The sequence below is a fragment of the Actinomycetota bacterium genome (genome assembly GCA_030684515.1).
Lineage (GTDB): Bacteria > Actinomycetota > Actinomycetes > S36-B12 > S36-B12 > UBA11398.
In genome coordinates this window covers 14,777-40,047 of record JAUXVJ010000011.1, presented here as the reverse complement: position 1 = coordinate 40,047, position 25,271 = coordinate 14,777, and the positions used below count along the sequence as shown (strand labels likewise).

The following is a 25,271-nucleotide window of genomic DNA, read 5'->3' as shown; positions in this document are numbered from 1 at the left end:
GCCTAGGGCATTCCTCCGTCGACACGAATCGTGGCACACGAGGTATAACTGGAGGCATCCGAAGCCAGATAGATGACTGCTCCGACGATCTCCGGCGGATCGCCGATGCGCTTCATCGCAATACGCTGCATGCCCGGCTTCATCGCTTCAAGATCCCACGCCTTTGAGATGTCAGACATCATCGTGCCCGACATCACCGTGTTGACTCTGACTGCTGGCCCGAAGGCAGTCGCAAAACCTTCGGTCATGGTGTTCAACGCAGACTTCGCACCTGCGTAGGGAATGATCGTGGCGCTTGGCCGAATAGATCCTGACGAACTGATGTTGATGATCGAGCCGGTGCCCGCTTCGAACATCCGCTCCCCCATCAGCGCAGTCAGTCGGTAGGGACCCTTGAAGTTCAGGTTCATCACGCTGTCGAACATCTGCTCAGTGACTTCTGAGTTCTTCTCATAGATCGGTGACATGCCGGCGTTGTTCACCAGAACATCGACCTTGCCAAAACGCTCGTACACAGCGTCGACGAATGGCTCGATCTCATCCCAACGCCCTACGTGCAATCCATATGGCATTGCCTGTCGCCCGGTCGTCTTCTCAATGTCCTCAGCAACCGCAACGCAGTTCTCAAGTTTGCGGCTGGCGATCACGACGTCAGCCCCGGCCTGAGCGCAGCCATAGGCCATCTCCTTGCCAAGACCGCGGCTGCCTCCGGTGATCACCACCACCTTGCCCGTCAGGTCAAAGAGCCCATCGAGGTAGCTCATTTGATTCCGTTCGGCATGGTTGCTGCGAGGCCGGCAGCCTGGCTCATGAGTTCGAGCACCAGCGGTCCGAAGCCAGCAAGTGAAGGATTGTCGAGATTCTCCTTCACGACTCTCGCGTATGACATTTCAAGCACAATCGCGAGCTTCCAACGAGCAAGCACCAAGTAGTAGTTGAAGTCCGCAGTGCTGCGTCCACTCAGCTTCTCGTAGTAGGCGAGCAGCTCTTCCAGTGACGCTTGGCCTTCAGTGGTCTTCTTGATGTTGGTGTCGTCTGCATCACCGGTAGGACCCCAGTCGCGCAGCGCCCAAGCCAGATCAAGGAGCGGATCACCAATGGTGGTCATCTCCCAGTCGACAACAGCAGCCAGCCCAGCTGGCACGTCGTTGGTGAACATGATGTTTGCGAACTGGTAGTCGCCATGCATGATGCCTGGCTCCCAAGAACGCGGCTTGTTGTTGTCAAGCCACGCTGTTGCTTCATCAAGGCCTGGAATCTCACGGAACTTGTAGCCATCCAAGAACGAAGTCCAACGACCGACCTGTCGTTCGTGGAAGTTGTCCGGACGACCAAAGCCCTCAAGGCCCTGCGCCTTCCAGTCAACCGCTGCGAGCTTCGCTGCGCCTTCGACGAGGGCATACCCAAGACAGGGACGCAGGCTTGGATCGGATGCGTATGGCTCTGGCCACTCGCCTGTCATTGACCAACCGATGATCTGCTTCATCAAGTAGAAGGGAATGCCCAGTACTTCTGCATCCTGACAACCCACAACGAGTTCACCGCGCGGCACATCAGTGCCATCGAGTGCGCCAAGGAAGCGCATCTCACGCAGGATGCCGTCAGCGCGCGCGGCTCCCATCGTGCGCGGAGGAATGCGCATCACCGTGCGTTCGCCACCACGGTCAACGAGGTACAACTCGTTCTGCGAGCCACCGGAGATCTTTTGCAGTTCGGGAGTCTCGCCCTTGCCCGGACGATCAACTGAATCCATCCAGCGCGTCAGACGCTCGAGTTCAGCAGGAGTAAATGGGTGTGTCTGTGTGTCGGCCATGGCGCGAGAATATCATTCTTCCAGACAGGAATCTTATTCTTTGCATGAATGCGCGAGTGATGCCGCGACTTCTGCCTCGCTGGACAGGCTATAGCGATATGCAGGCGTAGAGCAATGGATTCTGGGCTCCGTGCCCATGGCTCGACAAGGCAAATCCCTTCTATTTTCAAGACCCAGTGGCTACAGTCGCAATTACTCATGGCGATCGATTGCAATTGCGCAATCGGCTTTCCCTCAACACGAACCGTTGCTATTGGAGGCGAGGACCGTATGAATGTGAATGACATGATCTTGCTCAGCACTGACGACCACATGATCGAGCCACCCGACATGTTCGAGGGCCACTGGCCCGAAAGTTCCAAGGACCAGGCGCCAAAACTCGTTCTCAACAAGGACACCGGTCTTGACGAGTGGATCTTCCAGGGCGTGGCCGTCGGGACCAATGGGCTTGGAGCCGTGGTGTCCTGGCCCAAGCAGGAGTGGGGCTTTGACCCTGTCGGCTATTCCGAAATGCGCCCTGGGGTCTACAACCTTCACGAGAAGGTGCGTGACATGAATGTCAATGGCGTGCTTGCTGCCACCACATTCCCAACTTTCCCTGGTTTCGCCGGAACGCACATGGCCTCATTGCCTGACCGGAAGTTGAGCCTGATGGGAATTCAGGCAGTCAACGATTACATCCTTGATGAAATCACTGGCGCATACCCTGGACGCTTCATGCCGCTGTGCATTCTGCCGTACTACGACATTGAAGCCTCAGTTCAGGAAATCCATCGGATCGCCAAGAAGGGCTGCGTCACGGTGAGCATCCCGGAGACTCCTTACGGCTTGGGATTGCCCGACTTCGCCTCCGGCCATTGGGATCCGATCTTCAAGGCCATCAATGAGCACGGAATCGTTGCCAGTTTGCACATCGCCGGCGGATTCTCTCTGCTCCAACGTCCAGCGAACGCGCGTCCGGACGACACGATTACCCTCGCTCCCCTGATCTCGGCGATCACCGGCACCGACTTGATGCTCAGCGGCGTCTTCCGTCGCTTCCCAGATACCAAGATTGCGATGTCCGAAGGTGGGCTGGCCTGGATCATTGGGTGGCTGGACCGCATGGACCGACACATCACCAATCAGGCCTGGACCGGCCTGGACACCCTTCCTCCCGGAATGATGCCCACGGACGTATGGCGCAAGAACTTCCTTGCCTGCTTCATCACGGACAAGTCCGCACTGAAGCTCAAGGATCGCATCGGCGTGGACACCATCTCGTGGGAGTGCGACTACCCACACTCGGACTCCACATGGCCATACTCGCCAGAGGTCCTGCTCGAAGAACTCAATGGTGCCAACTGCACCGATGAGGAAATTCACAAGATCACCTGGGAAAACACCGCCAGGTTCTTCAACTGGGATCCTTTCAAGCACACCCCACGCGAACAGGCCACCGTTGGCGCCCTTCGCGCGCTAGCTAAGGATGTGGACACCTCAGAGACGTCGAAGGCGGAATACCGCAGACGCTATGAAGCCGAGACCGCTTCGGCATAGTCACGTGCAAGAAGGGACCGCGGGGCAGCGTCATCAGCTCCGCGGTCCCTTCTTGCCCGGTACATGGAGAATTTTGCATTGGCGGTGATTTTTCGGGCGAGCCTGAAGCGGAATGATTCGCGAAAGGACAACGCTGGTAGTACGTCACCAACGAAAGGGCGCAGATGAATCGAAAGCCAAGAACTCTGCTCCTAGCCGGAGTAGCCGCCAGCGGTCTGTTTCTCTTCAGCGCCTGCTCGTCGGGCGAGGAACCAGGCGCTGCCCCCTCCTCTTCGGCGCCAGCGAGCCCAAGTTCGACCATCGTCCAGATCCCTTCGCTGAGCAGTGCCTGCGCCAGCGTCTATGAGCTTGATCTGCTCGTCACTGACTACAAGGCAGGCGCAGTTGCCAATGGCGATTTCACTGAGAAAGAGGCATTAGCCGACTACGCGCGATTGACCAAGGCCATCAATACCAGTTCCAAGACTGTCGCCGGTGATGGCAAAGCCAAGGCAGCGGTGCTCACCACGAGCAGTAAGCGCAGCCTTCGCATCATCAATGGGCTGAACAACAGCGCGACTCTCGCGACGATGTCTTCGGTGAAAGCCAATAAGTTGTCAGCCCAGCGCATCCGCATGATGGGCGTGTGTCGAGCGGCCGGCTACCCACTGCCTTCGGTCAACGCACAAGCACAGTTGGACGTCACACCAAGTCCCGCAGCCAGCTGACCTCAGTTCATGCCGCTGGCTCTTGAGTTTCTCCTTGCCATTTTCGCGGGAGTACTCGCGGGCGCTGTTGGCGGCGGCGGCGGCATGCTCTTCGTTCCGATCCTGGTGTTCAGCGGTCTCACACCTGTAGCCGCCGTCGCCACGAGCAATCTGGGAATATTGGTGACTGCAGCAGCAGCAACCATCAGCAACGCCCGCGCGCGCCTAGTGCCATGGCGTCGAGTGTTCATGATCGGCATACCGGCTGTGATCATTGCTCCTCTTGGCGCTTTCGTCGCGCATCACCTGCCTGGCACTGCACTGTTGCTGGGATTCGCTGCCCTCAACCTTGTCAATGTCGTACTGACAAACCAACGCATCGATGCCGAAGAGGCCGAGCACGCACATCACACCAACCCGGCTACCCGGACGCAGATCACTCTCACTGGCGGATCGGGCGGGTTTCTCGGCGGCCTCTTTGGCATTGGCGGTGGGCTCATCACCATTCCGCTGCAAATCCTGTGGCTCAGCACGCCAATCAAGGTGGCAGCACGCGTGTCACTTGCCGTCATCGTGATGTCGAGTGCGGCGGCGCTGCTTGGGCACGTGGCCAGCGGCGCCGACATCGATTGGCGCGCGGGAGCCTTTCTGGGGCTTGGAGGCTTGATCGGCGCACCCATCGGAGCTCACCTCTTGCGGCGAATGACCCCGCGCATGGCAACTCGGCTTCTGCAAACGGTGTTGATCGGTGTTGCAGTCCTCGTGACGATCAAAGCCCTCACGGACTGATCAATTCGTGAGCAGGCCCTCTTCTCGCGCGACCGTCACTGCATCCGTGCGTGAATTCACGCCCAATGCTTGATAGATCCGGAGAGTCTCCTGCCGAATCGTCGATTCACTGAAGCCGAGGTCCTCTGCGATGGCCCGGTTCGTCTTACCGTTGCGAATGCCTTGGAGCACCAACATCTGACGATCGGAAAGTCCGCCTTCCTCTTCACCTTGGCCGTCGGTGCCACGACGCATGTCGGTGCTGCCCATCATCGCTATCCTCAGTTCCAGAAGACTGACGACAGCAGAGACAAACGGCATACTTGCCGGGTTATCTGGGAGCGGCTGAGCGAATGTCAGGACGAGCACCTGCTCGGGAATCGTGACGCGATTGAGCGGGGCGATAATGACTGCACCTGGCACGCTGGGATGCAGGCTCTTAGGAATGAGGCGCCCCAGGCGAGTTCCACTCTCTCCCCAAGAGATGCCGCCTTTGGACAGCACATTCGAGAGAGCCGAATAGTCGCTCAGCACGATTTCATTGACGACGTCAGCGTCCGCAACGCCGTAGCACGAAGTCAGGGTCAGCGACCCGTGCGCCTTGACTGTAAAGAGCATCACCGTCTCGCACGACCACGAATCAAAGATTCGCAAGGCAAGCAACCGCGTGAGTTCATCCCATTTCGGGGTGCGCACAAGAGACTGAGCCAACAGTGTCAGCCGCTCGACGCGATCAGGAACATCCTTGGAAATCGGAACTATCCTGTCCCTTGTTAAGGCCATTGCGACCTCTGACTAGCGCGCTCCACGGGCACGAACATAGTCGCTCACGACATAGTCGCCAAGGCGATCACTTGATGCTGCGAGCACTCGTCCACCATTGCGTCGAGCCATTTGGTCCAAGAAGCGTTCAAGGCTTGGATCATTGCCAAGGCGAAACCATGAGATCGGAACCTTTCGACGGGTCATGAGATCGATCTGCGCGACTGTCAACGCGATGGTTTCATCACTTGGCGGCCAGCTGAAGCAGGAGTAGCCCTCGCTGTCTATATAGGCAGTTGGCTCACCATCGGTCACCACCATCACCACTCGCTGCGCTGAGTGGTGCTTGTCCAAGAATCGGCCGGCGAGCATCAGAGCATGATGCAAGTTCGTTCCCTGGATGTAACTGGCTTCAAGCTCTGGCAACTCATGTGGCTTCACTACCTGCGCAATATTGGCGAAAGAAATGATCTCCAAGGCATCAAGCGGATAGGCACTGGCGGCGAGCGAATGCAAGGCCAAGGCCATGGTTTTGGCAGCACCCCAGGTGTCGCTCATGACCATCGAGAAGGACTGGTCGATAAGTAGGCACACCGCGGCGCGCGTGCGCGTCTCGGTTTCATGCACTTCAAAATCCTCGGCACGCAGTTTCAGTTCAGCTTCGCCACTCATGATCTTGCGATTCACTGCATTGCGCACAGTGCGAACCACGTCGATGGGCTGCTCGTCACCGAACTCCCAAGGTCGCGTCAGCCCAGTGATCTCACCAGCCGCGCCCGTGCGATGAACGCTGTGATCACCCTGTTTGCTGACATCCAGCGAGGAGAAGACCTCCTTCAAGGCTGACCGACCAATGCGCCGCACAGCTTTCGGCGTGAGTTCGAGTCGATCACCATCGCGCTCGAGGTAGCCCTCTTCTTCAAGCTGGCGTTGAATATCTCGCATTGCCCGCAGATCATCGACGGCCTGCCGACCAAGTGCTCGAGCCACTGCCTGTTCATCAATATTGTCCAGATTGGCTCGCGCATCACTGTCACTGAGTTGATCCATCAGGGCTTCAAGATCTGCCAATTCAGCCAAGGCCTGCGTGGCATCGGGGAGCCCGAGCGGTTGTTCGCCGCTCATGCTCTGCTGGCCTGACCACGAGAACTCCGGACGCATTGTCTGCAGGTTCTGCTGGAGCCGGGACATCTCATCCTGCAGACCCATGTCCGACAAGGCCTGCTGCATCGCCTCTGCCAGTTCAGCGCGCTGTTCTGGACTGAGTGAGTCCATCATGCGTTGCATTGCAGCGGCTTGGCGGGCGAGTTCGTCGATGAACTCCTGCAATGTCTCTGGGGCATCGGGAAAGAACTCGGCGTGCTTTTCCTTGAAGTCTTCGTAGTCCTGCGAGGCGTCCTCACCGCGTTGATGCTTTTCCAGCATCTGGTTGAGGTCTTGCATCATCTCTTTCATTGCAGCGCGTGACTCGGGAGAATCCATCTGCTTCATGCCCTGTGTCATGTTCTTGAACTGCTGGTCAATGACGTCGCGTTGAAGACGATCCTTCAACTCCTGAAACTTCTGGCCAGCCTCAGGGGACTGCCAGTCATAATCCGCAAGTTGCTGCACAGCGCGACCGATCTCATCGGGAACGGTGTCGAGCATTGCCTCGCGAAAGCGAGCATCATCTGAGGGATCAGGGAACAAGGCAGTGCGCTCAGTTGTCAGTGCCTGGTCAAGCAGTTCACGCAGGTCAGAGAGCAGCCCATCCATGCGACCGGACTTCTCGAGTTCGCGGCGCCGTTTTTGCGCCTCACGGAACATGTCACGAAGGCCATCGCGCTTTGACAGGCCCTCTCGGAACATGTCACGGAAGGCGTCCTTCAGCGACTGCCCCTCGAGCAGCCTGCGCCCGATCTCATCCATGCCACCGCCGGCATCAATCGGAGCGGCAAGGGGGTCGGGTCCGTCATGGAAGGACCCATACCGGAATCGACTCATGCGGCCCCGTATCGAATGACGCCGTCGACCTCGTCCTTATCGATGCGACGAGTCAGCCATAGGCCTTCAATTGCAAATTCAACACAAGAAGCAGCAAGACCAGGCGACTCCGCCAGATCTGGCTCGACGGCCTGAAGCAACTTGCCAAGTCCTTCGAACTTGCCGAGCTCACCGATCAGCGACTCTCCTGCCGTCTCGTCACCGGTCTGCAAGGTGTTGCCCTCGTCGAACCACTCGACGAGGGACGTGAGCACCGGGCGAATGTCATTGCCGCCCAGCAGCAAGCGCCACGATTCAGCAGTTGCACGACGGGCCAAATGCAGCAGCAGTTCCTGCTCACGCCCTTCTTCACTGACGTCGAACTCAACCTTGCCGCGAAGTGTTGGCACCACGCCCATGAGATCGCCGACGCGAGCAACAGGCTCACGCTCTCCGGTGATTGCCGAGCGGCGAAGAGCCGCGCCGGACAGTGCTTCTGTGCAGGCGATCGCGAAACGGGCTGAGACACCACTTCGCTGATCTATCGATGAGGAGCCACGGACCTCGGTTGTGAAACGCGCCACGATGTCCAGCAAGTGATCGGGCACCACTGCCTGGATGTGCGCCTCCTGGCGGATGAGGTCGATCTCGTCATCGATGTCGAGCGGATAGTGGGTGCGAATCTCAGCACCGAAGCGGTCCTTGAGCGGCGTGATGATGCGCCCGCGGTTGGTGTAGTCCTCGGGGTTGGCGCTGGCAACTACGAGCAGGTCAAGCGGTAGTCGCAAGTTGTAGCCGCGGACCTGGATATCGCGCTCTTCGAGGACGTTGAGCAGTGCCACCTGAATGCGCTCAGACAGGTCAGGAAGCTCGTTCATGGCGAAGATGCCGCGGTTGGTGCGCGGGACAAGTCCGTAGTGAATCGTCTCGGGGTCTCCCAAACTGCGGCCTTCAGCGACCTTCACCGGATCAACGTCACCGATGAGGTCAGCAACTGAGGTGTCCGGCGTGGCGAGCTTCTCACCGAAACGTTCGCTGCGATGGCGCCAGGCAACCGGAAGGTCGTCGCCGAGGTCAGCGAACTTGCGACGGCAGCCGGCGCAGATTGGCGCAGCCGGGTCGTCATTGATTTCGCAGCCTTGGACGACAGGAATCCACTCGTCCAGCAGTGCGGTGAGTGTTCTGATCAAGCGGGTCTTTCCCTGACCGCGCTCACCCAGCAGCACAATGTCGTGGCCGGCCAGGAGCGAGCGCTCAACCTGTGGGATGACTGTGTCCTGGAAACCGACGATTCCTGGGAGGCTCGGCTCGCCCGCGCGCAGACGAGCCAGCAGGTTGGCCTGCATCTCCTGCTTGACGGTGCGTGATTGGTAGCCGGAGGAGACCAGAGCGCCCAAGGTGGCAGGCAGGTCAACGGGGACAGAAGGGGCGAAGTGAGTCACGTGCTGACCGTACGTGCCAGCGCGGGTTTATGCCAGAAAACGCCCTTCAAACGCTGCCTGTGCTACTTACGTGCGAGGCAGGTTCGCCGAGGGTGAACAGTCAGTCTGAATCCTCGTCGGCAGCAGCGCCAGACGATTGCCTGCGCGCCTGCCTTGCCTGCTCCGGCGTGAGCGCTGTTCCCCCTAGCCGGGCCGGAACCCACCACAGCTCCTGTCCAGCAGGCTTGGGGTAGCGCGCGATGGTGTCATCAAGCAACTGCCCCATGATTGTGCGCAGACGATCTGTTTCGGCATGAGCATCCGCACGCTTCTCAATCATCATCGGCTCACCCATGGTGATGGCGATGATGGTGCCTCGCGACAAGTCGCGATGTCCGTAGCCAAGGATTCGCTGACCACCGAATGTGATCATCGGAATGATCGGAACCTGAGCCATTGCAGCCATGCGAACTGCGCCGCTCTTGAAGGGCAGCAGTTCAAAGGAACGGCTCATCGTGCCTTCCGGAAACACGCCCAGAAGCTCGCCCTCTTTGAGCATGCGCACGCCAGCACGGAATGCTTCCGAACCCGCATCCCGATCAACACTGATGTGCTTCATCCCGCGCATCACTGGCCCAGCGAGGGAGTGTTTGAAGATTCCGTCCTTGGCCATGAAGCGAACAAGGCGATGTCCGGCCCGATCAGGGGGCAGCCCGGCGAAGATGTAGTCAAGGAAGCTCACATGGTTGATCGCCAGCACCGCTCCGCCCGTGGCGGGTAGATATTCCTGCCCCACCACATCAAATCTGATTCCAAGAGCACGGATGAGAGTTTTTGCACCAAACACGAGGGGTCGGTACACCGCATCTGCCATACGCAGAGGCTAGTCACGCGGCAAGATCAGGCCTATGGACCCCAGTTCGGAGTTCAGGACTGTTCGCGCAGACAATGGCGGACGAGCATTCTTGATTTGTGGAGGTAGGCAGCATGTGGAGCAACCGTGTCGTTGTTGGATTTGATGGCAGCGAAACATCGCTCCTGACTGCCAAATGGGCGGCCGGCGAAGCTGAGCTTCGCGGACTCGGACTGACCTTGGTCAATGCCCTCATCCCGCCAACCTCGGGTGGAACCTTTGGTCCGGGCATGGCAGTTGGACTGGACACTCTCGAGGACATTCGCAAAGCTGCCCAGACCACACTTGACGAAGTGGCTGGCACCTTGAGCGGTCCCGACATTCAGTCCATCGTGCAGATCGGCTCCCCAACCGGCGTGCTCCTGGAGGCCAGCGAAACAGCTGCCATGATCGTTGTGGGATCTCGCGGACATGGCGGCTTCAAGGAACTACTGCTGGGCTCAGTGAGTTCACAGCTCGCTGCGCACGCCGACTGCCCGGTCATTGTCATGCGCCATGAGGCCGACACCGCCAATGACCAAATCGTGGTTGGAGTGGACGGCAGCGCTTCATCCTCCGAGGCCGTCAATTTCGCCTTCGCTACGGCCAGCCTGCACAAATGGAAGCTGGTGGCAGTACACGCATGGGAGGTACCTTCCTTCGATCTCGTCATTCTTCCCGATACCCCTGTGCCCATGGACTACGAGAGCATCGGCGACTCTGAGGTGCGCTTGGCCGCTGAGGTGCTCGCCGGCTTTGAAGCCGAATACCCCGATGTCGAGGTAGAGCAGATCGTCACGCGAGGCAATGCAGTCAAGGCCCTGCTCGAGGCTTCGCCGTCGGCAGCAATGATCGTGGTCGGTACTCGTGGACATGGCCAGGTCATGAGTTCAATCCTGGGCTCAGTCAGCCACGGCATCCTGCACAAGTCCAAGGTGCCGGTCGCTATCGTCGGGGAGCCAGTCGCGAAGTCCTGATCAAGCAGTCATCAGCGCCGTCGCACCCCCTCACTAGCCTGAGCCCATGGCCAATGGCGATCGACTTGTGTGGGTGGACTGCGAAATGACGGGATTGCTGCCGGAGTCCGACGAGATCGTCGAGATTGCCTGCATCGTCACAGACGCAGAACTGAACGAACTCGACTCAGGCATCAGCCTGGTCGTCAAGTGCAATGACGCTCCCCTTGCTGCAATGGACGAGTTCGTCGTCAACATGCACACCGAATCCGGCCTGCTCAATGAGATTCCTCTCGGCATCTCCCTTGAGGATGCCCAAGCGCAAGTGCTGGCATACGTCAAGACGCATGTGCCCGAAGCCGGCAAGGCCCAGCTTGCTGGTTCCAGCATCTACGTCGATCGTGGATTCCTTGCCAAGTACATGCCTGAACTGGACTCCTACCTGCACTATCGACTCGTTGATGTGTCCAGCATCAAGGAGCTTGTGCGTCGTTGGTATCCCCGCACCTACTACGGCTTGCCAGAAAAGCACGGCAACCACCGAGCCCTCGGCGATATTCGCGAATCAATTGCCGAACTGCGCTACTACCGAGAAGCAGTGTTCGTTGCACAGCCCGGACCGGACTCAGCAATAGCCAAGGAACTGGGCATGCGTCACGTGGTCGACCACTCCGCAGGGAGCGAGATCACGCCGTAGGGCATCCGCTACGATTCCAGTTCCGCGAGAGCGGGTGACCAGGGTTCTCAACTGAGTCATGGTGGGTGTAGCTCAGCTGGTAGAGCACCTGGTTGTGGTCCAGGACGCCGCGGGTTCAAGTCCCGTCACTCACCCCACGAAAAGTTGTTGCAGCGCAACAACTTTTAGCGATTCGCTCCTCCCCATGTCAGCAGTGTGTCAGCATAAATGACACAGGGAGGGGCAATTTCATGGCCTGGATCAGGCGCAGGACACGCAGCGATGGTCTCGTTTCGATAGCCGTTCAATGGCGGGACATACGCGGAAAGCTCCAGTCGGAAACGTTCCGGGAAACTGACGAGGCCGCTGCCAACGAATTCCTGCGACTCGTTGAGGGCAGTGGCGGTGACTGGCCTCCTCGTTGGGTCAAGGGGGAAGGGTTCCCTGCGGCTGTGTCGAGTGTGACGGTCCGAGACGCCGCCCTGGCGTGGGTGGCGTCGAACACCCAGGCATCCGACCGGACCCGAGCTGAGTACCGGCGCACGCTGGATCGGTACCTGCCCGAAGGCGACCCGTTTGGAGAATGGCCCGCTGGGCTTGTGAAGCACTCTGATGTTCGCAAGTGGATAAGGCGGCTTCAAGACCGGCAAGTGGTAACGAAAAGGGGGGATTCTGCTGACACGCTGTCAGCAAAAACGATCCGAAACGTCCATTCGGTCGTGTCAGCCGGCTTCGATCTGCTGCTCCGAGACGGAGACATTTCCTCGAATCCTGCACTTGGCGCTGCACCGAGCCTTGGGGACAAACCAAACGATCACGTTCTCACCGTCGCCGAGTATCGAGCCCTCCTGTCCTACATTCCCCTTCACTACCGCCCATTGATCGAGACGCTCGTGCGAACTGGCTCTCGATGGGGCGAGGCCACCGCGCTTCTGGTCGGCGACGTCAACCCAGACGCAGACAACCCGCGTATCCGAATAGATAAGGCCTGGACTGAGGGCGACAAACGCGGCGAATACAGGGAGGGCACCCCCAAGACACAACGGGGCTACCGAAGCGCCGCTATCGATGAGGCGCTGGTTGCCACGCTCGCGCCTCTCATGGTCGGTCGAGGCCGCGACGAGTTCCTGTTCACGACCGCCACCGGGCGGGTGGTCCGTCACAACAACTTCTACGCCCGCATTTGGGCTCCTGCTGCGACTACTGCATTCCAATCCGGGGAGCTCACGTTCAAGCCCCGCATCCATGACCTTCGGCACGCGCAGGCAACATGGCTCCTGGAATCCGGGGTACCTGTGGGCGAGGTTGCACGTCGCCTCGGACACGATCCCATCACCCTCATGCGGGTCTACTCGCACGTGTTGAATCCCGATACGCGGGCAAGCGCCAACGTCATCACACGGCTGCTGGGTTCGACTGAAGGTGTGGAAGTGAACACGGCGATCGCCGCGCCTCGCAAGAGTCGGGCGAAAGCCCAAGACGTCAAGAAGACCGACCGCGACGAGAAGGATTCGTCCGAAAACCCGAGGTGATCCCGGAGACCGACCCACTGGAGGGAATATTCGGCGGCTTTACTTCCGCCGCGCTCATCCACGCATCAAGGTCGGTAAGCTTGAACCGCAGCGTCCGGCGACCATGCCGGTAGCCGGGAAGGTCACCATTACGGAACGCTGCCTTGATGTAGTCAGCAGTCAGCGACGTATAAGCGGCAGCGCCACCTGCGGTCAGCCATGCAGGCGAGATAGCCAGAGTCAAGGTCGTCTCGACCGTCGTGACCTGCGCTCTGGCCATGCTGTGTCACCTCCTCTCGTGATCGGTCGCTCGTCCCTCTGCCTGGTCAACAGCGCAACCCGTCCGGTGCCTCGCATGTAGTCCAGGCCGTCACCTCTTTAACGGTGTGACCCCTTCATTACCTCGCAAGTTGCGACGCCCACGGATGTAGCGAGGCAAGTGGAGTGCGTCGAGCTAGTCGTCGAACCAGTACAGCTCGAACCACGCGACCCACTGAGTGGCGACGATGTAGGCCTCCGCGCTCGCGGCTGTGCCAAGGGCGCAGACGACCAAGTCCATGCATTCGAGTGCTCCTGAGTCGTTGACACCCAACCAGTTGTGGGCGTCGAGGCCCAGGCAATCCGGTAAGCACGGCTGCACTGGTGACTCCAGGGCGATGCTGGCAGCCCAGCGGGCGACGTTGCTCAAAACTGCAGAGGCGATGTATGGCGGGATCTCGGGCATGAGCGCTTCTTCCGAGTGTGCACCAGTGTCATCCAGTCGCTGGATCACAACATCGGTTCGGTTCAATCCCACCGCGATCATGTCGCGGCGGTTGACAGGGGTGTCTTCACACAGCGCAGCCGCGACGTCGTAGAGCAATTGCATCGCGTAGCGAAGCCGGTTGAGTCCCGGCTCCCATTCGTCGGCCGGAGACATTGCCTCGTCAAGCCATTCAATGACATCCATGACGGTCCTTTCGCAGAGTGCTCGTCGAAGAGAAGTGCTGTCACCTCTACAACGGTGTTACCCCCTCGGTACCTCGCATTCAGCGCATCAAAGCGACATCCCCGAACCCAGGAAGCCCGTGCCACTGCCGTATGACAGGCTCGCCGTTCCCCAGGCGGGTCCCAGGGCGCGGCGCGGTGAATCGAGGTGTTCCTCACGGCCGGCCAGAACCGCGTGGACTCGTTCGAGGACTTCGTCGTCAAGGTCACCGGGGTCCCACTGCGCGGCTGCTCGCATCTCTTTGTCCGTGAGGTAGTCCCGGGCATCGGCAACGAACAAGGTTCGTCCACGGGCACGACTCGCGCTGACATACAGGCTGGCGGCGTCCTTGGTGGGGGCAAGCGAGGCGATGTGGACCTCACTGGTCTGGCCCTGCAACGTGTGCGTGGTTCCGACGTAGCCGTAGTCCAGATGCCTGAGCAGAGCATTGGGCTTCAGGCGGCGCTGCTTCCCATCGTCGAAACGGACGCAGACTTCGTCCCGGCCCGCGTGGACAACTACCGCGCGGTCACCTCGGACAAGCCTGCGCGCGGGATCCCGATGGCTCAATGGAGTGCGAACGCGCAAGACCGTGCCAGGGCCCAACACTTGTTGGCCCGAGCGTCCTTGATAGATGACCGCCGCAGCCGGGTCGATGGTGTGTGCTGCGAGGAGCTGCGCATGGATACGGTCGTTGAGGTCATCAACCTCAGCATTGGTGACCGCATCGCACGTGACGTTGTCAGCGCCATGGGCGCTGATCTCGCGGACCACCGTGGTAGCGACCAGATCAAGCTTGTGATCACGATTGCGGGCCACCACAACGGCACCATCAGCGATGATGTACTCCCACGCGGTGTCGAGATCTCGGGCATGCAAAGCGGCCGCGACCGCCTGGCCCAATGCAGTGCGCTGTCGCTGGTTGCCCTCGAGTCGAATCACTGAGTCCGGATGTGCTGAGCACAGGACGTTGAAGGCGTCGCCGGCTCCCACTGCTCGCAACTGGGCATGGTCGCCCTGCAGGACCAGCCGCTTGCCCTTCTGCACGCAGAAGTCGGCGACTCGCGCGAGGGTGGCAACGTCTGCCATCGATGCTTCGTCGATCACGATGACCCGAGCGGGAACAGCCTGCCCGCTGGTGATTCGATGGACCAATGCGGTGAGGTTCATCCACGGTGCACCGGACTCGTGACCTGCTGCGGAAGCGGCGCGCGTCGCTGTGGAAGTCACCAGCAGTCCGTACCGCTCGCCGTTGAATCCCATGTGAGCCGCGGCCAGCACACTGGTCTTGCCTGAACCGCCGACGCCTGAGATCAACGTGACCTGTGCGGTGCCGTCCACAATTGCCTGCACTGCGCGCTGCTGTTCGTCGGATAACTGCCAGCCGCGGTCGGCCTCGAAACGGCTGATGCCTGTTCCCGTTCGCCAGGTCAGCCCTGGATTCTGGTGAGCGCTCGTAGACATGCGCTCCAGCAGGCGGGCCTCGGCATCGAGTGCGGATTTGGAGATCCATTGCTGCCCGCCGCTGCGCATCCCTCGGTCGCGTGATTGGTGCGCACGGACGAAACCATTCTGGACAACCAAGCCGGTGATGCGCGAACGTTCGGCTTCGGGCATGCCAGCAGTCGCCAGATCGACGATGGATCGGATCTTGGCCAAGCTGGTGACAGACTCGTGCTGGCAAGCGACATGCGACACCCAGTCGACCCAATCACTGTCTGACCACATCGATGGTGATGCGAACCGCTCCCCCGTCGCGTCGCGTTCCGCTGCGAGGTCCACTCCAAGTTCGTTGGCACGCGCGACTATCCGTTGGTGCAATTGCACCCAGGTCAGTTGCTCATCAGCCTTCGCCCCAGTGGCCCGCTTCTTCGCTGCGCGATTGCGAACACTACGACCCGATGCGGAGATGGGTTGCCCATCGTCAGCTTCGGCTTCTTCCGCCAACACGGCCTGCCGGCCGCGGGAGAAGGCCCACAAAGTGTCGTCAGTGAATCCACCCGCCTCCCATTGCGCCGTCTGCGGGCTGAACCACACCTCCCCCAGCAGACCGCGCGCCTGGGCCTCGGCGATGACGAACTCCTGACCCCACGCAGCGAATCGCGGTGCGTTGACATGCAACTCCCGGCCACCGTCGGCCATCGTGCGGACGATCCCGTCTTGTCCGACGAGCACGTTCGGCAATGTGCAGTGCACGTGCAGGTGCGGGTCGCCGGCACGGGAGGACAACTCAGTCGCGATGAACCCCGCCCAACCATCCGCTGGCATCAGCATGACGTTCTGGCCTTCGCCGCGGTGGCCGGTCGAGCAGAACCCCGCCTCAGCCATCAACCGTTCCAGCGCGCGCGTTGCCGCAGTCTCCATCACGTCGAGCCATTCCTCCGCCACGGCAGGATCTCCGGTCAGGGCATAGAGGCTGATCGACTTCGGCAGTGTCAACGTCAACTCATACCCGGCATTGCCGACCGGCTCGCGGCGCGACGACGCTGCCTCAGCCGCTCGCCACACCCGCTCCCCAAGTTCCTCGTCGCTCAACGTCGCCACCTCAAGTGCGTCCAGATCCAACTGCTGAACCGCGTCGGTATCCCGGCGCGCGGCGACCGGGCCGGCTAGGCGGGCGCGAGTCGAGCGACCAAGCGCGGAATACAACTCCGACTCCTCGACACTCGCGCCCGCACGCGCTGCGGCGCGAAGCAGCCCGCCCGCAGTCAGGAACGACACTGACCTGTCTCGCTCCGCAGCACGGGAAACCGCGCGCCACCAGTTGCCCGCATCCCGCGACGCAAAGACGCTCGCAGGGTCGAGGCCAGCCCGAACCATGGCGGCGACAATGACATCATGGATCGGGCCGGCAGGAACCCGCGCCAGTTGCGACCGCTGCATCTTCACCCCGCGCGTCAGATACTTGCCCGAGAAGGCCAGTACGATGAGCAGGTAGTCCACGGGGTCCGCGACGAATTCGCCCGGTCGAAAGCCGATGAGTTCTGCGGTGGCACCAGCCCCGACGAATCGCACGCGTCGCGCATCCTCGGCGCCCACACCGACCCGATAGGCGACCTGCACGTTTCCAACGCCGATGGTGCCCGTGACGCGGTACCAGACCTGGCCCATGCCCCCAGCCGTGTGACCGATGATCGTCACCTTCGCGTGAGCCGTCATCGCGACACCGGCGAATCCGGATTCCAAGCCGGATATTGATCGTTGCCGTTGCTTGACCTGTGGATTGGGTTCATGTCGTGTCCTTTGTGGTTCTCGTTGTTCATGTCGTTCTCGTGCTCTGGGTGTTCTGGATCGGTTGTCGTTCCATGCTGTTCTTCGTGCGTTCTTGGTCCTGCTGACGGCTCGGCGCAGGTCCCTGCCCTATCAACGGTGCGACCCCCTCGGTACCTCGCATTTGCGACGAGGGCCCCTCAACTGTTGGGCTCAGCCGGAGGAGTCGACACCCGCCTGCAAGGGATGGATGCCCGCTCTTTGCAGACCGCATTCGTCGCCTACGGCTCGACATTGCGGGCAGAGGAAGGCCGATCCACGGCTGGTCTTGACGGCCAAGTCGCGCCCCGTGAACTCGACCGCGGTACCCCAGCCGATACGCATGGAAGGGAAGCGCGGATAGCGAGTACCGAAAGAGAACTGACACAACAGGGGGCCAGATCAACGTGACAGGAATGCGACTGCCGCCCGATGACCTGCCCAAGAGCCGCACAGGGCGCATCCCTCAATGGGTCGTCGACGAGGCCATGGGTCGCCCCGTCGAGGCCCCCGGTTTTCGCTCGCACGGCACACCGGATCCCCTAAAGAACACTCCCGATGGCCAGCACGGGCGTGTCCGTCGATGGCTCACAACGATGGCCGTGTTTGCCGTTCTGGCGGCTCTCGTCTTTGGTGCTCAGCGGCTCGGGATAAGCCCGCTGGCTGCGCCTGGAGCGGCCATCGCCAAGCCCGTCAATGGGCCAATGCCCGGTCTGGATGAGGCATCGGTGCCACTTGGTTCACCACCCCCGCTGTCCGGCGTTCCCTCGGCCAGTTTCCGGTTCGAGGGCACCCAGACTGACGGAGGAAACCCTGTGGCCTGGTCACCCTGCCGCCCCATCCACTTCGTGGTGCGAGCACTCCACAGCCCGACCGGCGGACGACGGGCATTGGACCAGGCCATCGCGAAAGTCTCGGCCGCCACCGGGCTGACCTTTGTCGACGACGGCTCCACCGACGAGGCCCCAAGCAGTCAACGCGAGCCCTACCAGCCAGAGCGATACGGAGACCGCTGGGCTCCTGTGCTCATCGCGTGGGCCACACCAAAAGAGGTACCAGACTTCGGCGTCGACATCGCCGGGGAAGCGGGAGCGACCCGAGTCACGACACCCAGTGGCGACTCCACTTACATCGGCGGAGTCGTGTACCTCGATCCCACGAAATACACCGAGATCACGACCCGATCAGGCCAAGCCGTCGCCGACTCCGTCATCCTCCACGAGCTCGGGCATCTCGTGGGCCTGGCCCACGTCAACGACGCTGCCCAGATCATGTGGCCACGGGGAAACTCGGCCGGCCTGACCGGATACCAAGACGGTGATGCCGCCGGGCTCAGAGCCTTGGGGCTGGGAAACTGCCAGCCTGATGCTTGATCATGTCAATCACCCGCTCAAGTCCCATCCGATTCGTGGCGAGGTGAGGGCGCACCAAATTGAACACCAGCATGTTGGCTCATGTGTTCGCAAAGGGCCGGGCCATGAACTTCCGAGCCACTCGCAAGGGCCGTGTTTCGAGCCACGAACAAGTTTCGCCGCGCCTCAGTCCAAGAAGAAGTTCTCGTCCATGAGGCTGTTTGGAGCAAACCTCGGCCAACCGCTCAGAGTCAGGTTGCTCCTCTGCGCCCGATGAGTTTCGATGAGGTCCCGAGCTCCGTTGACCCTTTCGCACTGCTCCGCGCTGAGATAGAAGGCAAGCGCCTCGATGTGATCGTGCCGTCTGAAGAAGTTCTCGAAGTCAGGGTCTTCAGTGACGGTCTCTTCGAGATGGATTACTGCATCCTCGACCTCAACCCGAGTCACTCTGCGAGGCAGGTCGGGTAGGAGATCGATCATCCCGTCTTCACTGACGACGACGATGAGGGCGCCAGATCCATGCCCCGCGTGATAGCGAACCGCTGAGTTAAAGCGCGCACCTCGACTCGCCAAACCCTCGCCAGTTGCTTCGCCGTCGAGGATGACGCCGACTGCGTGACACATACTGTCGGGTCCGAGCAGGACTGCGCCATCAATGCTCGTAGCCGCCTGGAATGTTTCATCATCGAGGTCGACTGGCTCAATGAGCTGAGCTTGCGGGAGGAAACGCAGCGCCTCAGTTTCGGCGTTGGGATGCACCACGAGCATGCTTCCGTGCTTGGCCCCTGCAGCAAGCAGCGTCAGGCGCCACAATCTGCCAAGCGCGACTGGTGTCGCGGAAGATAGAACTCGCTCCGCAGTATCTAGAAACTTCGATTCATCGATCCGGGGCGTAGGAAGACTAGGACGAGTGTTCGTAACTCGAAGGAGAGGAACATCTAGGTGCCGGAGTTCCCACGCACCTCGGCCCACTACATCGAGAGTGAATACCGACTCATCGGCAGGGTCGTAACCACTATTCACACGCGCCATTCCGTGGATCTTGCCTTCCCGGCAAAGGAGGTACTGTCCGTCGCCAGACATCTCAAGCGACTTCCGCAGCGAACGGGTGTCTGGAAGGCCGATTGTCTTGCTGAACTTCATCGACAAGAGGACGTTAGGGCCGTCGGGATCGGCAATCACGAACCCACCGGCACTAGCGCGGCCTTCGTAAGGCTGAGCGGACACCTCGTCGAGCGCAATGACGATCTCGTGGGAGAAGTCGTCGCCACTCAGACGACATGCGGATCCCACAAGCGCTCGGGCGGCTCGGCGTATCAGTTCGGAGCGGTCAGACCACTGCGCTGAGAACTCCTCAGGCGGATCCTGCTGGCTGAGGTCAGCCGTGGCCTGGCGGAGTAGTTCGCGGATCAGGGAGTGCTGAAGTGACGGGACGATCTCAAAGCGATCCCCCGGGATCTCTCTTCGACTCAACGCTGGCTTTGAATCCCACCGTCGGCGAGGAACAGCGATGACGGGGTGAACCGCAAAACCGTTGACGAGACCTGGCTCGCCGACGAAGAAGTACTGCTGTCCTCCCGGCTCGGACGCTTCCAGCCCATCGCGAATCACCTCACCACGCATACGGTTTAGCAGGTAGCGATGCATCTGATCGTGGTGTCGTGGGCTGCTGATCCGGAAGTCCGACCACGGATTCGCTTCGTAGCGTTCCTGCCCCACCCGATCCACAAGACTCAATTCGACAGCTGCAAGCGCATCGGTCTCTGGTTCGAAGCAGATTGGGAATGGGGCGTCCGCGTTCGCTGTGAATCCGACCAAGTACGCACGAGCACCAAGGCCGAAGCCAATCTGCTCAAACACGCTCCTTGCCACCCGCTCGAGACCGTTCCTGAAGTGTGGCTAAAAGCCCCACATGAACTGGGCGATTGTGTCTCTCACGGTTCACACCTCCCCTCTCTGGAACGCGACCAGGCCTGAGCTGCAGAATCCGTCACTTCCGGCGTCCCTTCTTGGAGGATGGGATCATGAGTTGACCGTCGCTGATTAGGCGCTCGTAGGAAGCGAACAGCGCCGCAAGCCGGTCAGCCTCGGTGAGGCTCTCTTTCTGTCCAAACACAGCATCGACGGTCCTGTCGAGTTGGGCGTGCGCCTTGAGGAGTGTCGGGTCCATCGCGAGCGGGTTGTAATGCTGCGCGAGGGAGCGCTCCGGGCGAAGTGCTCGTGCGTCCAGCACAGCCTCTCCACCCGCGATGATCGAGTCACGCTGGTCGTCGCTCAACTTCGGCAGCGGGAAGGTGTTCCAGACCGGCAGCTTCCCGAAACGAAGGTCGGACTTGATTCGTCCTCCGACGGTGCGCTGCCACGCGATGAACATGGAACTCGAGATGATCGAGAACGCAAGCCCAGAAGCGTCTTCCGCCGTGAAGTTGGCGTCTCCAGAGATGACCTCAGGGTTAGCGAGCGCAGCAGTGAAGAATGCACGAGTCTCCGATACGTGGCGTGGAATCACTACATGTGGAACGTCACGGTGGGAGACGTACCAGAAGCGGTATGGGGTTGCGGCGGAATCTCGTGTCGCCTTCAGAGTGGACGCGAGGCGGAACTCCTTGACGGCATCGAATCGGGCTTTAAGAATAGGAGAAGCCGCGATGTCCGCAGGTGCCGCGACCGGCATCCACAGACACCATCGTGGGGCACCTTGGACGAGTTCGCGGGCACCGACGAAAGGCCTTACATACTTGGCAGCCACAGGATCGGCGGTGACTGCCGAATGATCGGCCTGCTCGACGAGTAGGTGACCTCCATCTGCTGGCTTGTTGCCGTTGATGATCTCCGGCAGGTCGGGTGCGATTGGTCTCTGAACCGCATCCACCAAGACGTTCGGACCATCCACCAGGTACGCATTGATCTGCCACAACACTGGTATGACGACTGGATCGCCCCTGTGGTCGCGGTAGTCGAAGAGTCGTGGCGGCGAAGTTCGCTTATCGAAGCCGACGATCACACAGTGGACCTGGGCGGAGTTCGCTGCCTCGCTCGTCCAGATGAAGGTCCGGTGAGCGAAGCCAATGCGCCAGCCAGCAGCGAAGATCGGGCGGAAGGTCGGGGCGACAGGCTCGCCTTGGGTTATCGAGTTAGTGGACACGAATGCGAACTGGCCTTGGTAGCCGAATGCCGAAAACAGATCGAGGCACTTCTTGTGCCACCCCGTGACGTAATCCTGCGAGCCATGTCGCTGTTCGCCCCACACAGAATCCAGGTCAGCCACCTGATCCACGGACCGTGAAATCATCCCAAGGAATGGCGGGTTGCCCATCACGTACAGGTGTTCCGACTGCTCGACGATCTCGGTCCAGTCGGTGCGTAGCGCGTTAGCAACGGTGATCGTGCGGACCTTGTTCAGTGGAAGGGTGTCGGGACCATCGCCGAGGGCATTCCGCATGTCGTTGTTAGCCTGGTGCTCGACGAGATGGAGCGCAGTCTCAGCGATACGGGCGGGCCACTCCTCGATCTCGATGCCGTGGAAGTGGCTGAGTTTCACCGGCAGTTCCTCGGCGAGGAAGAACATCGATTGCTTGTACTTCGCAGGGTCGAGGTCTTGAAGGCGAAGGAGGACCCTCAGATCAAGAGCACGTAATTCCCGGTAGGCGACGACGAGGAAGTTGCCGCAGCCGCAAGCCGGGTCGAGGAAACGCATCTGACCCATGTCCTTACGGAGGCGTTCCAGCTTCTTTACGTCGCTCCATCCGATGGTCAAGCGCTCGTTGATGTCGTCTAGAAACATCGGGCCGATCAACTTCAGGATGTTGGTCTCAGTCGTGTAGTGCTCGCCGAATTCGCGGCGGGCCTCCTTGGATTTAACCGACTGGAACAGGCTGCCGAACACGGCCGGGCTTATGGCCGACCAGTTGAAGTCGCAGGCTTCGAGTAGCTTCGTGCGCATCGTCGGCGTAAACGCAGGAAGCGGGAGCGGTTCGTCGAAGATGCTGCCATTGACATACGGGAACCGGGTGAGGAGATCGTCAAGGTTCTTCTGACGCTTGCTTTCCGGCTGGCCAAGCACCTGGAAGAGCATCGTGAGTTGTGCGCCCAAGTCGGTACCGTCGGGAGCCGTGCGCGTTCGGATGTACTCGGCGAAAAGGTCTTTCGGGAACATGCCGGCGTCGTCAGCAAATAGCGCGAACAACGTGCGCACGAGGAACACGCTGGCGGAGTGATCGTCGTACCCGGAGCCCTCAAGCTCCTCGTACAGACTGCCCATGATCTTGGCGGCCGTGATTGAGGCTGCCTCCTGCTCCGCCGAGCCGAATGTGCGCACCCCGTATCCGGCGAGGAAAGCTAAACGCTCTGCATTCTCGATGAACTCCGCCAGCGACCATTCGATCACGGATCCGTCGCGTAGGTCCTTGAGTCGGAACCGCTGGAAGTCGCTGGTCAGCATGAATACGGGCGCCACGGCCTCGGGAAGTGCGTAGTCGAGCGCCTGTGCCTCGGCGTTCTCCAGGTTTTGGCCCGCAGACTTCATCTCGATTCCGAGTTGGCCGGGTATCAGGGCATCGATCCACCCGTCACGACCCTTGGAGAATCGATGGGCCTGGTACTGCCACTGTGCGATGCGGTCGACCAACCCATAGACCTTGAGCAGATCGCGCATGAAGTCCTGATCCTGCTGCTTTTCCTTGCCGCTTTCACCGGCCCAATCGCGTGCAAACTTCGCAGCGTTCGCGCGAATCTCATTCAACGACAGTGGCTTGGGCACCCGTGAAGGCTACTGGCGGCAGCTGACACGGTCCTTGACTTGGCCCTCCCGGCCCGGCGCTTGCCCGTCGGAACGCCGACCAGACGACGAACGGACGAAATCTGATCGTAGTTGACATGCCACCGATGTGCCCTTGCCCGCACTTCTGTCCCACTCGCATGGGGGAATCTGCGCCAGACCCGTGCCCCAAAGTTGCCAAGGAAACCTATCGCGCCCCAGTGGCCACATCGCATCGCTCTGCGGAGTACATCAGTCTAATTTCGGTTTACTCAGCCCGAAATATGTCCGTTCTGTCTGGAGCCGCCTCGGGGATTTGAACCCCGGGCCTGCCCATTAAGAGGGGTCTGAATCGGCGACGACCCAGACCCCCCTCCCCTACGCTGCGGACTTCCCGTACACCTCATCCGGGTCGAAGCGCTCGTCGACGAAGCGCTTGAAGGCCGCGATCAGGTCCTGCTCGTCACTCAAGGCTTTCATCGTGATTCGCAGGTTTGTCGCTCGGCCTCGTCCAAGGCCTGGCTGGTCCCTGAGGCGGTCTTTTGGCGTCGTCAGAAGCTTTCCGTCTGCTGCGCGTACCGCTTGTTCCAACTGCGCGAAGGAGAGCACTGCGGTCTCGTAGTAGCGGCCTGCCGACATGAGGAGACTTGGGCGAGCCCACCCCTTGGGCACGAGAAGAAGCGGCCTTCCTCCGGACACAGGCAGCGAGACGGTCGCCTCGCTCCATCCGCACTTAGCGGGATCCCATACCTGACGACGGAAAGTCTCTACTCGGTGGCCTCCGACACTGAACTCCGGATAGTCCGCGATTACCGCTGCCGTGAAACGCGCGAGCGGCTCGAAGATGATTCGCGTCGTCACATCGGAGGTGATGTCCCTGTCGACGCCGTCAACGAACAGCGGAAGGTCCTCGAGCTGCCGAAGAACTCCAATGCGCACAAGCGCACGCACGTCATCGGTCAGGGCGGTCCAGATCCGAGTGCCCACGACCTCGGCGCCGCCGTGACCTCGGAATCCTTCGACTGCCATTCCTAGACGGGTCTCCCAAGGCTCGACGAAATGCTGGAGGAGGTCCTCGCCGCGTGCCATTTCGGTAGGTGTCCCGTCGATAACGCACCTGGTGACCTCACGGAGGAAGGTGTCGGCGCACTCGATCGCTGCGGCCGCATACGGCTGTGGTTCTCGGCGGAGCCGGATGGCACGCGGGTCGACGTATAGGCGGTTGTCAGCCGCGATATCGACGTTCACGAACGGCACGGACCTATCGATCCCGTAATAGTCGGTAACAGTAGGCATTGCGTCTTCCTTTCGGTTTGTGACCCGAAGAGGAAGCGAGGCAACATGCCTCAGGTTTCTTCGATACGCTGGGGAGGACTACCAAGTCATCACCGCGCCTTCGGGCCGGTCCTGGCCTGACTCCGTTCCACCGGGGTCAGGCCAGAGTTTTAGGGGCTACTCGCCATCGGGCACCTCATGCTTTGTCCGGTTTCCGCGAACTTCAACGCTTGGTCCACTTAGATCTACACAGAGCATCCCGTCCTGCTCATACGGCTTATAGCGTCGGCTAATGCTCGTATCGATGTCGAAGTACTGAGTGAACGCTGTCGCTGACAGAATCATTTGACCCGAATCTCGCGATGACTGAGGCCGAACCACATAGGCGTGAGCTTCACTGGACGGCCTCATCGCGATGATCTTGGCCTCATCGTCGAATAACAATTCCACAGAGTCGGCTTCGTGGATCAACTTGTGGGCCGTCTTGTTGATCGAGAATATCCCGCGCTTCTGAATGGTGATACTGGGAGCCTTAGCAAGCGGCGCTAGGCGCTTGTCAAAAACCTGGAATCCCATGAGGCGACCTCCTTCTAGTATGCGCTCCCAGCGTACCACATGCTCCCGGTTCTAATGTTTCTATGTTGTCTAACGTCCCCGTAGGCGACGAAGGCCCACTGAAGGCATTC

General features: G+C 60.4%; 19 protein-coding genes and 1 tRNA gene. 8 read left to right on the top strand and 12 right to left on the bottom strand.

The annotated features are described in order from the left end of the window. Positions 1-2 precede the first annotated feature (2 nt). Positions 3-764 carry an SDR family oxidoreductase gene (locus Q8M73_05935; protein MDP2288089.1) on the bottom strand — a complete coding sequence of 254 codons (762 nt, stop codon included), beginning with the start codon at positions 762-764 and terminating at the stop codon, positions 3-5. Next, positions 761-1,813, bottom strand: coding sequence for a phosphotransferase family protein (locus Q8M73_05930; protein ID MDP2288088.1), 1,053 nt, complete (start codon positions 1,811-1,813; stop codon positions 761-763). Before Q8M73_05930 ends, Q8M73_05935 begins: the two co-directional genes overlap by 4 nt. A 270-nt stretch (positions 1,814-2,083) precedes the next feature. Here Q8M73_05930 and Q8M73_05925 point away from each other — a divergent pair, with 270 nt between their 5' ends. From Q8M73_05925 to Q8M73_05915, 3 genes are all read left to right on the top strand, one after another. Continuing rightward, positions 2,084-3,352, top strand: coding sequence for an amidohydrolase family protein (locus Q8M73_05925; protein ID MDP2288087.1), 1,269 nt, complete (start codon positions 2,084-2,086; stop codon positions 3,350-3,352). A gap of 164 nt (positions 3,353-3,516) precedes the next feature. After that, on the top strand, positions 3,517-4,059 hold the full coding sequence (locus Q8M73_05920) for a hypothetical protein (GenBank protein ID MDP2288086.1): 543 nt from the start codon (positions 3,517-3,519) through the stop codon (positions 4,057-4,059). A 9-nt stretch (positions 4,060-4,068) separates the two neighbouring features. After that, positions 4,069-4,827, top strand: coding sequence for a sulfite exporter TauE/SafE family protein (locus Q8M73_05915; protein ID MDP2288085.1), 759 nt, complete (start codon positions 4,069-4,071; stop codon positions 4,825-4,827). On the opposite strand, the gene Q8M73_05910 is transcribed toward Q8M73_05915, so the two are convergent. From Q8M73_05910 to Q8M73_05895, 4 genes are all read right to left on the bottom strand, one after another. Further along, positions 4,828-5,589 (bottom strand): LuxR C-terminal-related transcriptional regulator, encoded by a 762-nt coding sequence (locus tag Q8M73_05910; protein MDP2288084.1) that lies wholly within the window; start codon positions 5,587-5,589, stop codon positions 4,828-4,830. Positions 5,590-5,601: 12 nt separating this feature from the next. Continuing rightward, entirely contained in the window at positions 5,602-7,551 is a 1,950-nt protein-coding gene (locus Q8M73_05905) for a hypothetical protein (protein MDP2288083.1), read from the bottom strand. After that, on the bottom strand, positions 7,548-8,972 hold the full coding sequence (locus Q8M73_05900; GenBank protein MDP2288082.1) for a sigma 54-interacting transcriptional regulator: 1,425 nt from the start codon (positions 8,970-8,972) through the stop codon (positions 7,548-7,550). Before Q8M73_05900 ends, Q8M73_05905 begins: the two co-directional genes overlap by 4 nt. A gap of 100 nt (positions 8,973-9,072) precedes the next feature. Further along, positions 9,073-9,825, bottom strand: a complete 753-nt coding sequence (locus tag Q8M73_05895; GenBank protein MDP2288081.1) for a lysophospholipid acyltransferase family protein — start codon at positions 9,823-9,825, stop codon at positions 9,073-9,075. Between the two features lie 113 nt (positions 9,826-9,938). On the opposite strand from Q8M73_05895, the gene Q8M73_05890 reads away from it, so the two are divergent. The 4 genes from Q8M73_05890 (at position 9,939) to Q8M73_05875 (ending at position 13,007) form a co-directional block, all read left to right on the top strand. Further along, the gene (locus Q8M73_05890) at positions 9,939-10,820 is read left to right on the top strand and encodes a universal stress protein (GenBank protein MDP2288080.1); all 882 of its coding nucleotides are present in this window, start codon (positions 9,939-9,941) and stop codon (positions 10,818-10,820) included. Between the two features lie 46 nt (positions 10,821-10,866). Then, a complete protein-coding gene (gene orn, locus Q8M73_05885; protein MDP2288079.1) occupies positions 10,867-11,496 on the top strand; it encodes an oligoribonuclease in 630 nt (209 codons plus the stop codon). A 61-nt stretch (positions 11,497-11,557) separates the two neighbouring features. Next, positions 11,558-11,633, top strand: a tRNA-His gene (locus Q8M73_05880). Positions 11,634-12,194: 561 nt separating this feature from the next. Then, positions 12,195-13,007 (top strand): site-specific integrase, encoded by an 813-nt coding sequence (locus Q8M73_05875; GenBank protein ID MDP2288078.1) that lies wholly within the window; start codon positions 12,195-12,197, stop codon positions 13,005-13,007. Between the two features lie 433 nt (positions 13,008-13,440). Here the strand turns inward: Q8M73_05875 and Q8M73_05870 are convergent, their stop codons facing one another. Continuing rightward, the gene (locus tag Q8M73_05870; GenBank protein ID MDP2288077.1) at positions 13,441-13,935 is read right to left on the bottom strand and encodes a hypothetical protein; all 495 of its coding nucleotides are present in this window, start codon (positions 13,933-13,935) and stop codon (positions 13,441-13,443) included. Between the two features lie 87 nt (positions 13,936-14,022). Then, positions 14,023-17,112 carry an AAA family ATPase gene (locus Q8M73_05865; GenBank protein MDP2288076.1) on the bottom strand — a complete coding sequence of 1,030 codons (3,090 nt, stop codon included), beginning with the start codon at positions 17,110-17,112 and terminating at the stop codon, positions 14,023-14,025. A gap of 506 nt (positions 17,113-17,618) precedes the next feature. Between Q8M73_05865 and Q8M73_05860 the strand changes: the two genes are divergently transcribed. Further along, the gene (locus Q8M73_05860) at positions 17,619-18,575 is read left to right on the top strand and encodes a peptidase (protein ID MDP2288075.1); all 957 of its coding nucleotides are present in this window, start codon (positions 17,619-17,621) and stop codon (positions 18,573-18,575) included. Positions 18,576-18,740: 165 nt separating this feature from the next. Here Q8M73_05860 and Q8M73_05855 read toward each other — a convergent pair whose 3' ends face one another. The 4 genes from Q8M73_05855 to Q8M73_05840 all read right to left on the bottom strand — a co-directional run bounded on the left by Q8M73_05855 (position 18,741) and on the right by Q8M73_05840 (position 25,161). Beyond that, positions 18,741-20,414 (bottom strand): diadenylate cyclase, encoded by a 1,674-nt coding sequence (locus tag Q8M73_05855; GenBank protein MDP2288074.1) that lies wholly within the window; start codon positions 20,412-20,414, stop codon positions 18,741-18,743. 130 nt (positions 20,415-20,544) lie between these two features. After that, positions 20,545-23,313 carry a class I SAM-dependent DNA methyltransferase gene (locus Q8M73_05850; protein MDP2288073.1) on the bottom strand — a complete coding sequence of 923 codons (2,769 nt, stop codon included), beginning with the start codon at positions 23,311-23,313 and terminating at the stop codon, positions 20,545-20,547. A gap of 375 nt (positions 23,314-23,688) precedes the next feature. Beyond that, positions 23,689-24,606 (bottom strand): hypothetical protein, encoded by a 918-nt coding sequence (locus Q8M73_05845; GenBank protein ID MDP2288072.1) that lies wholly within the window; start codon positions 24,604-24,606, stop codon positions 23,689-23,691. A gap of 156 nt (positions 24,607-24,762) precedes the next feature. Beyond that, entirely contained in the window at positions 24,763-25,161 is a 399-nt protein-coding gene (locus Q8M73_05840) for a hypothetical protein (GenBank protein ID MDP2288071.1), read from the bottom strand. Between the last annotated feature and the right edge of the window lie 110 nt (positions 25,162-25,271).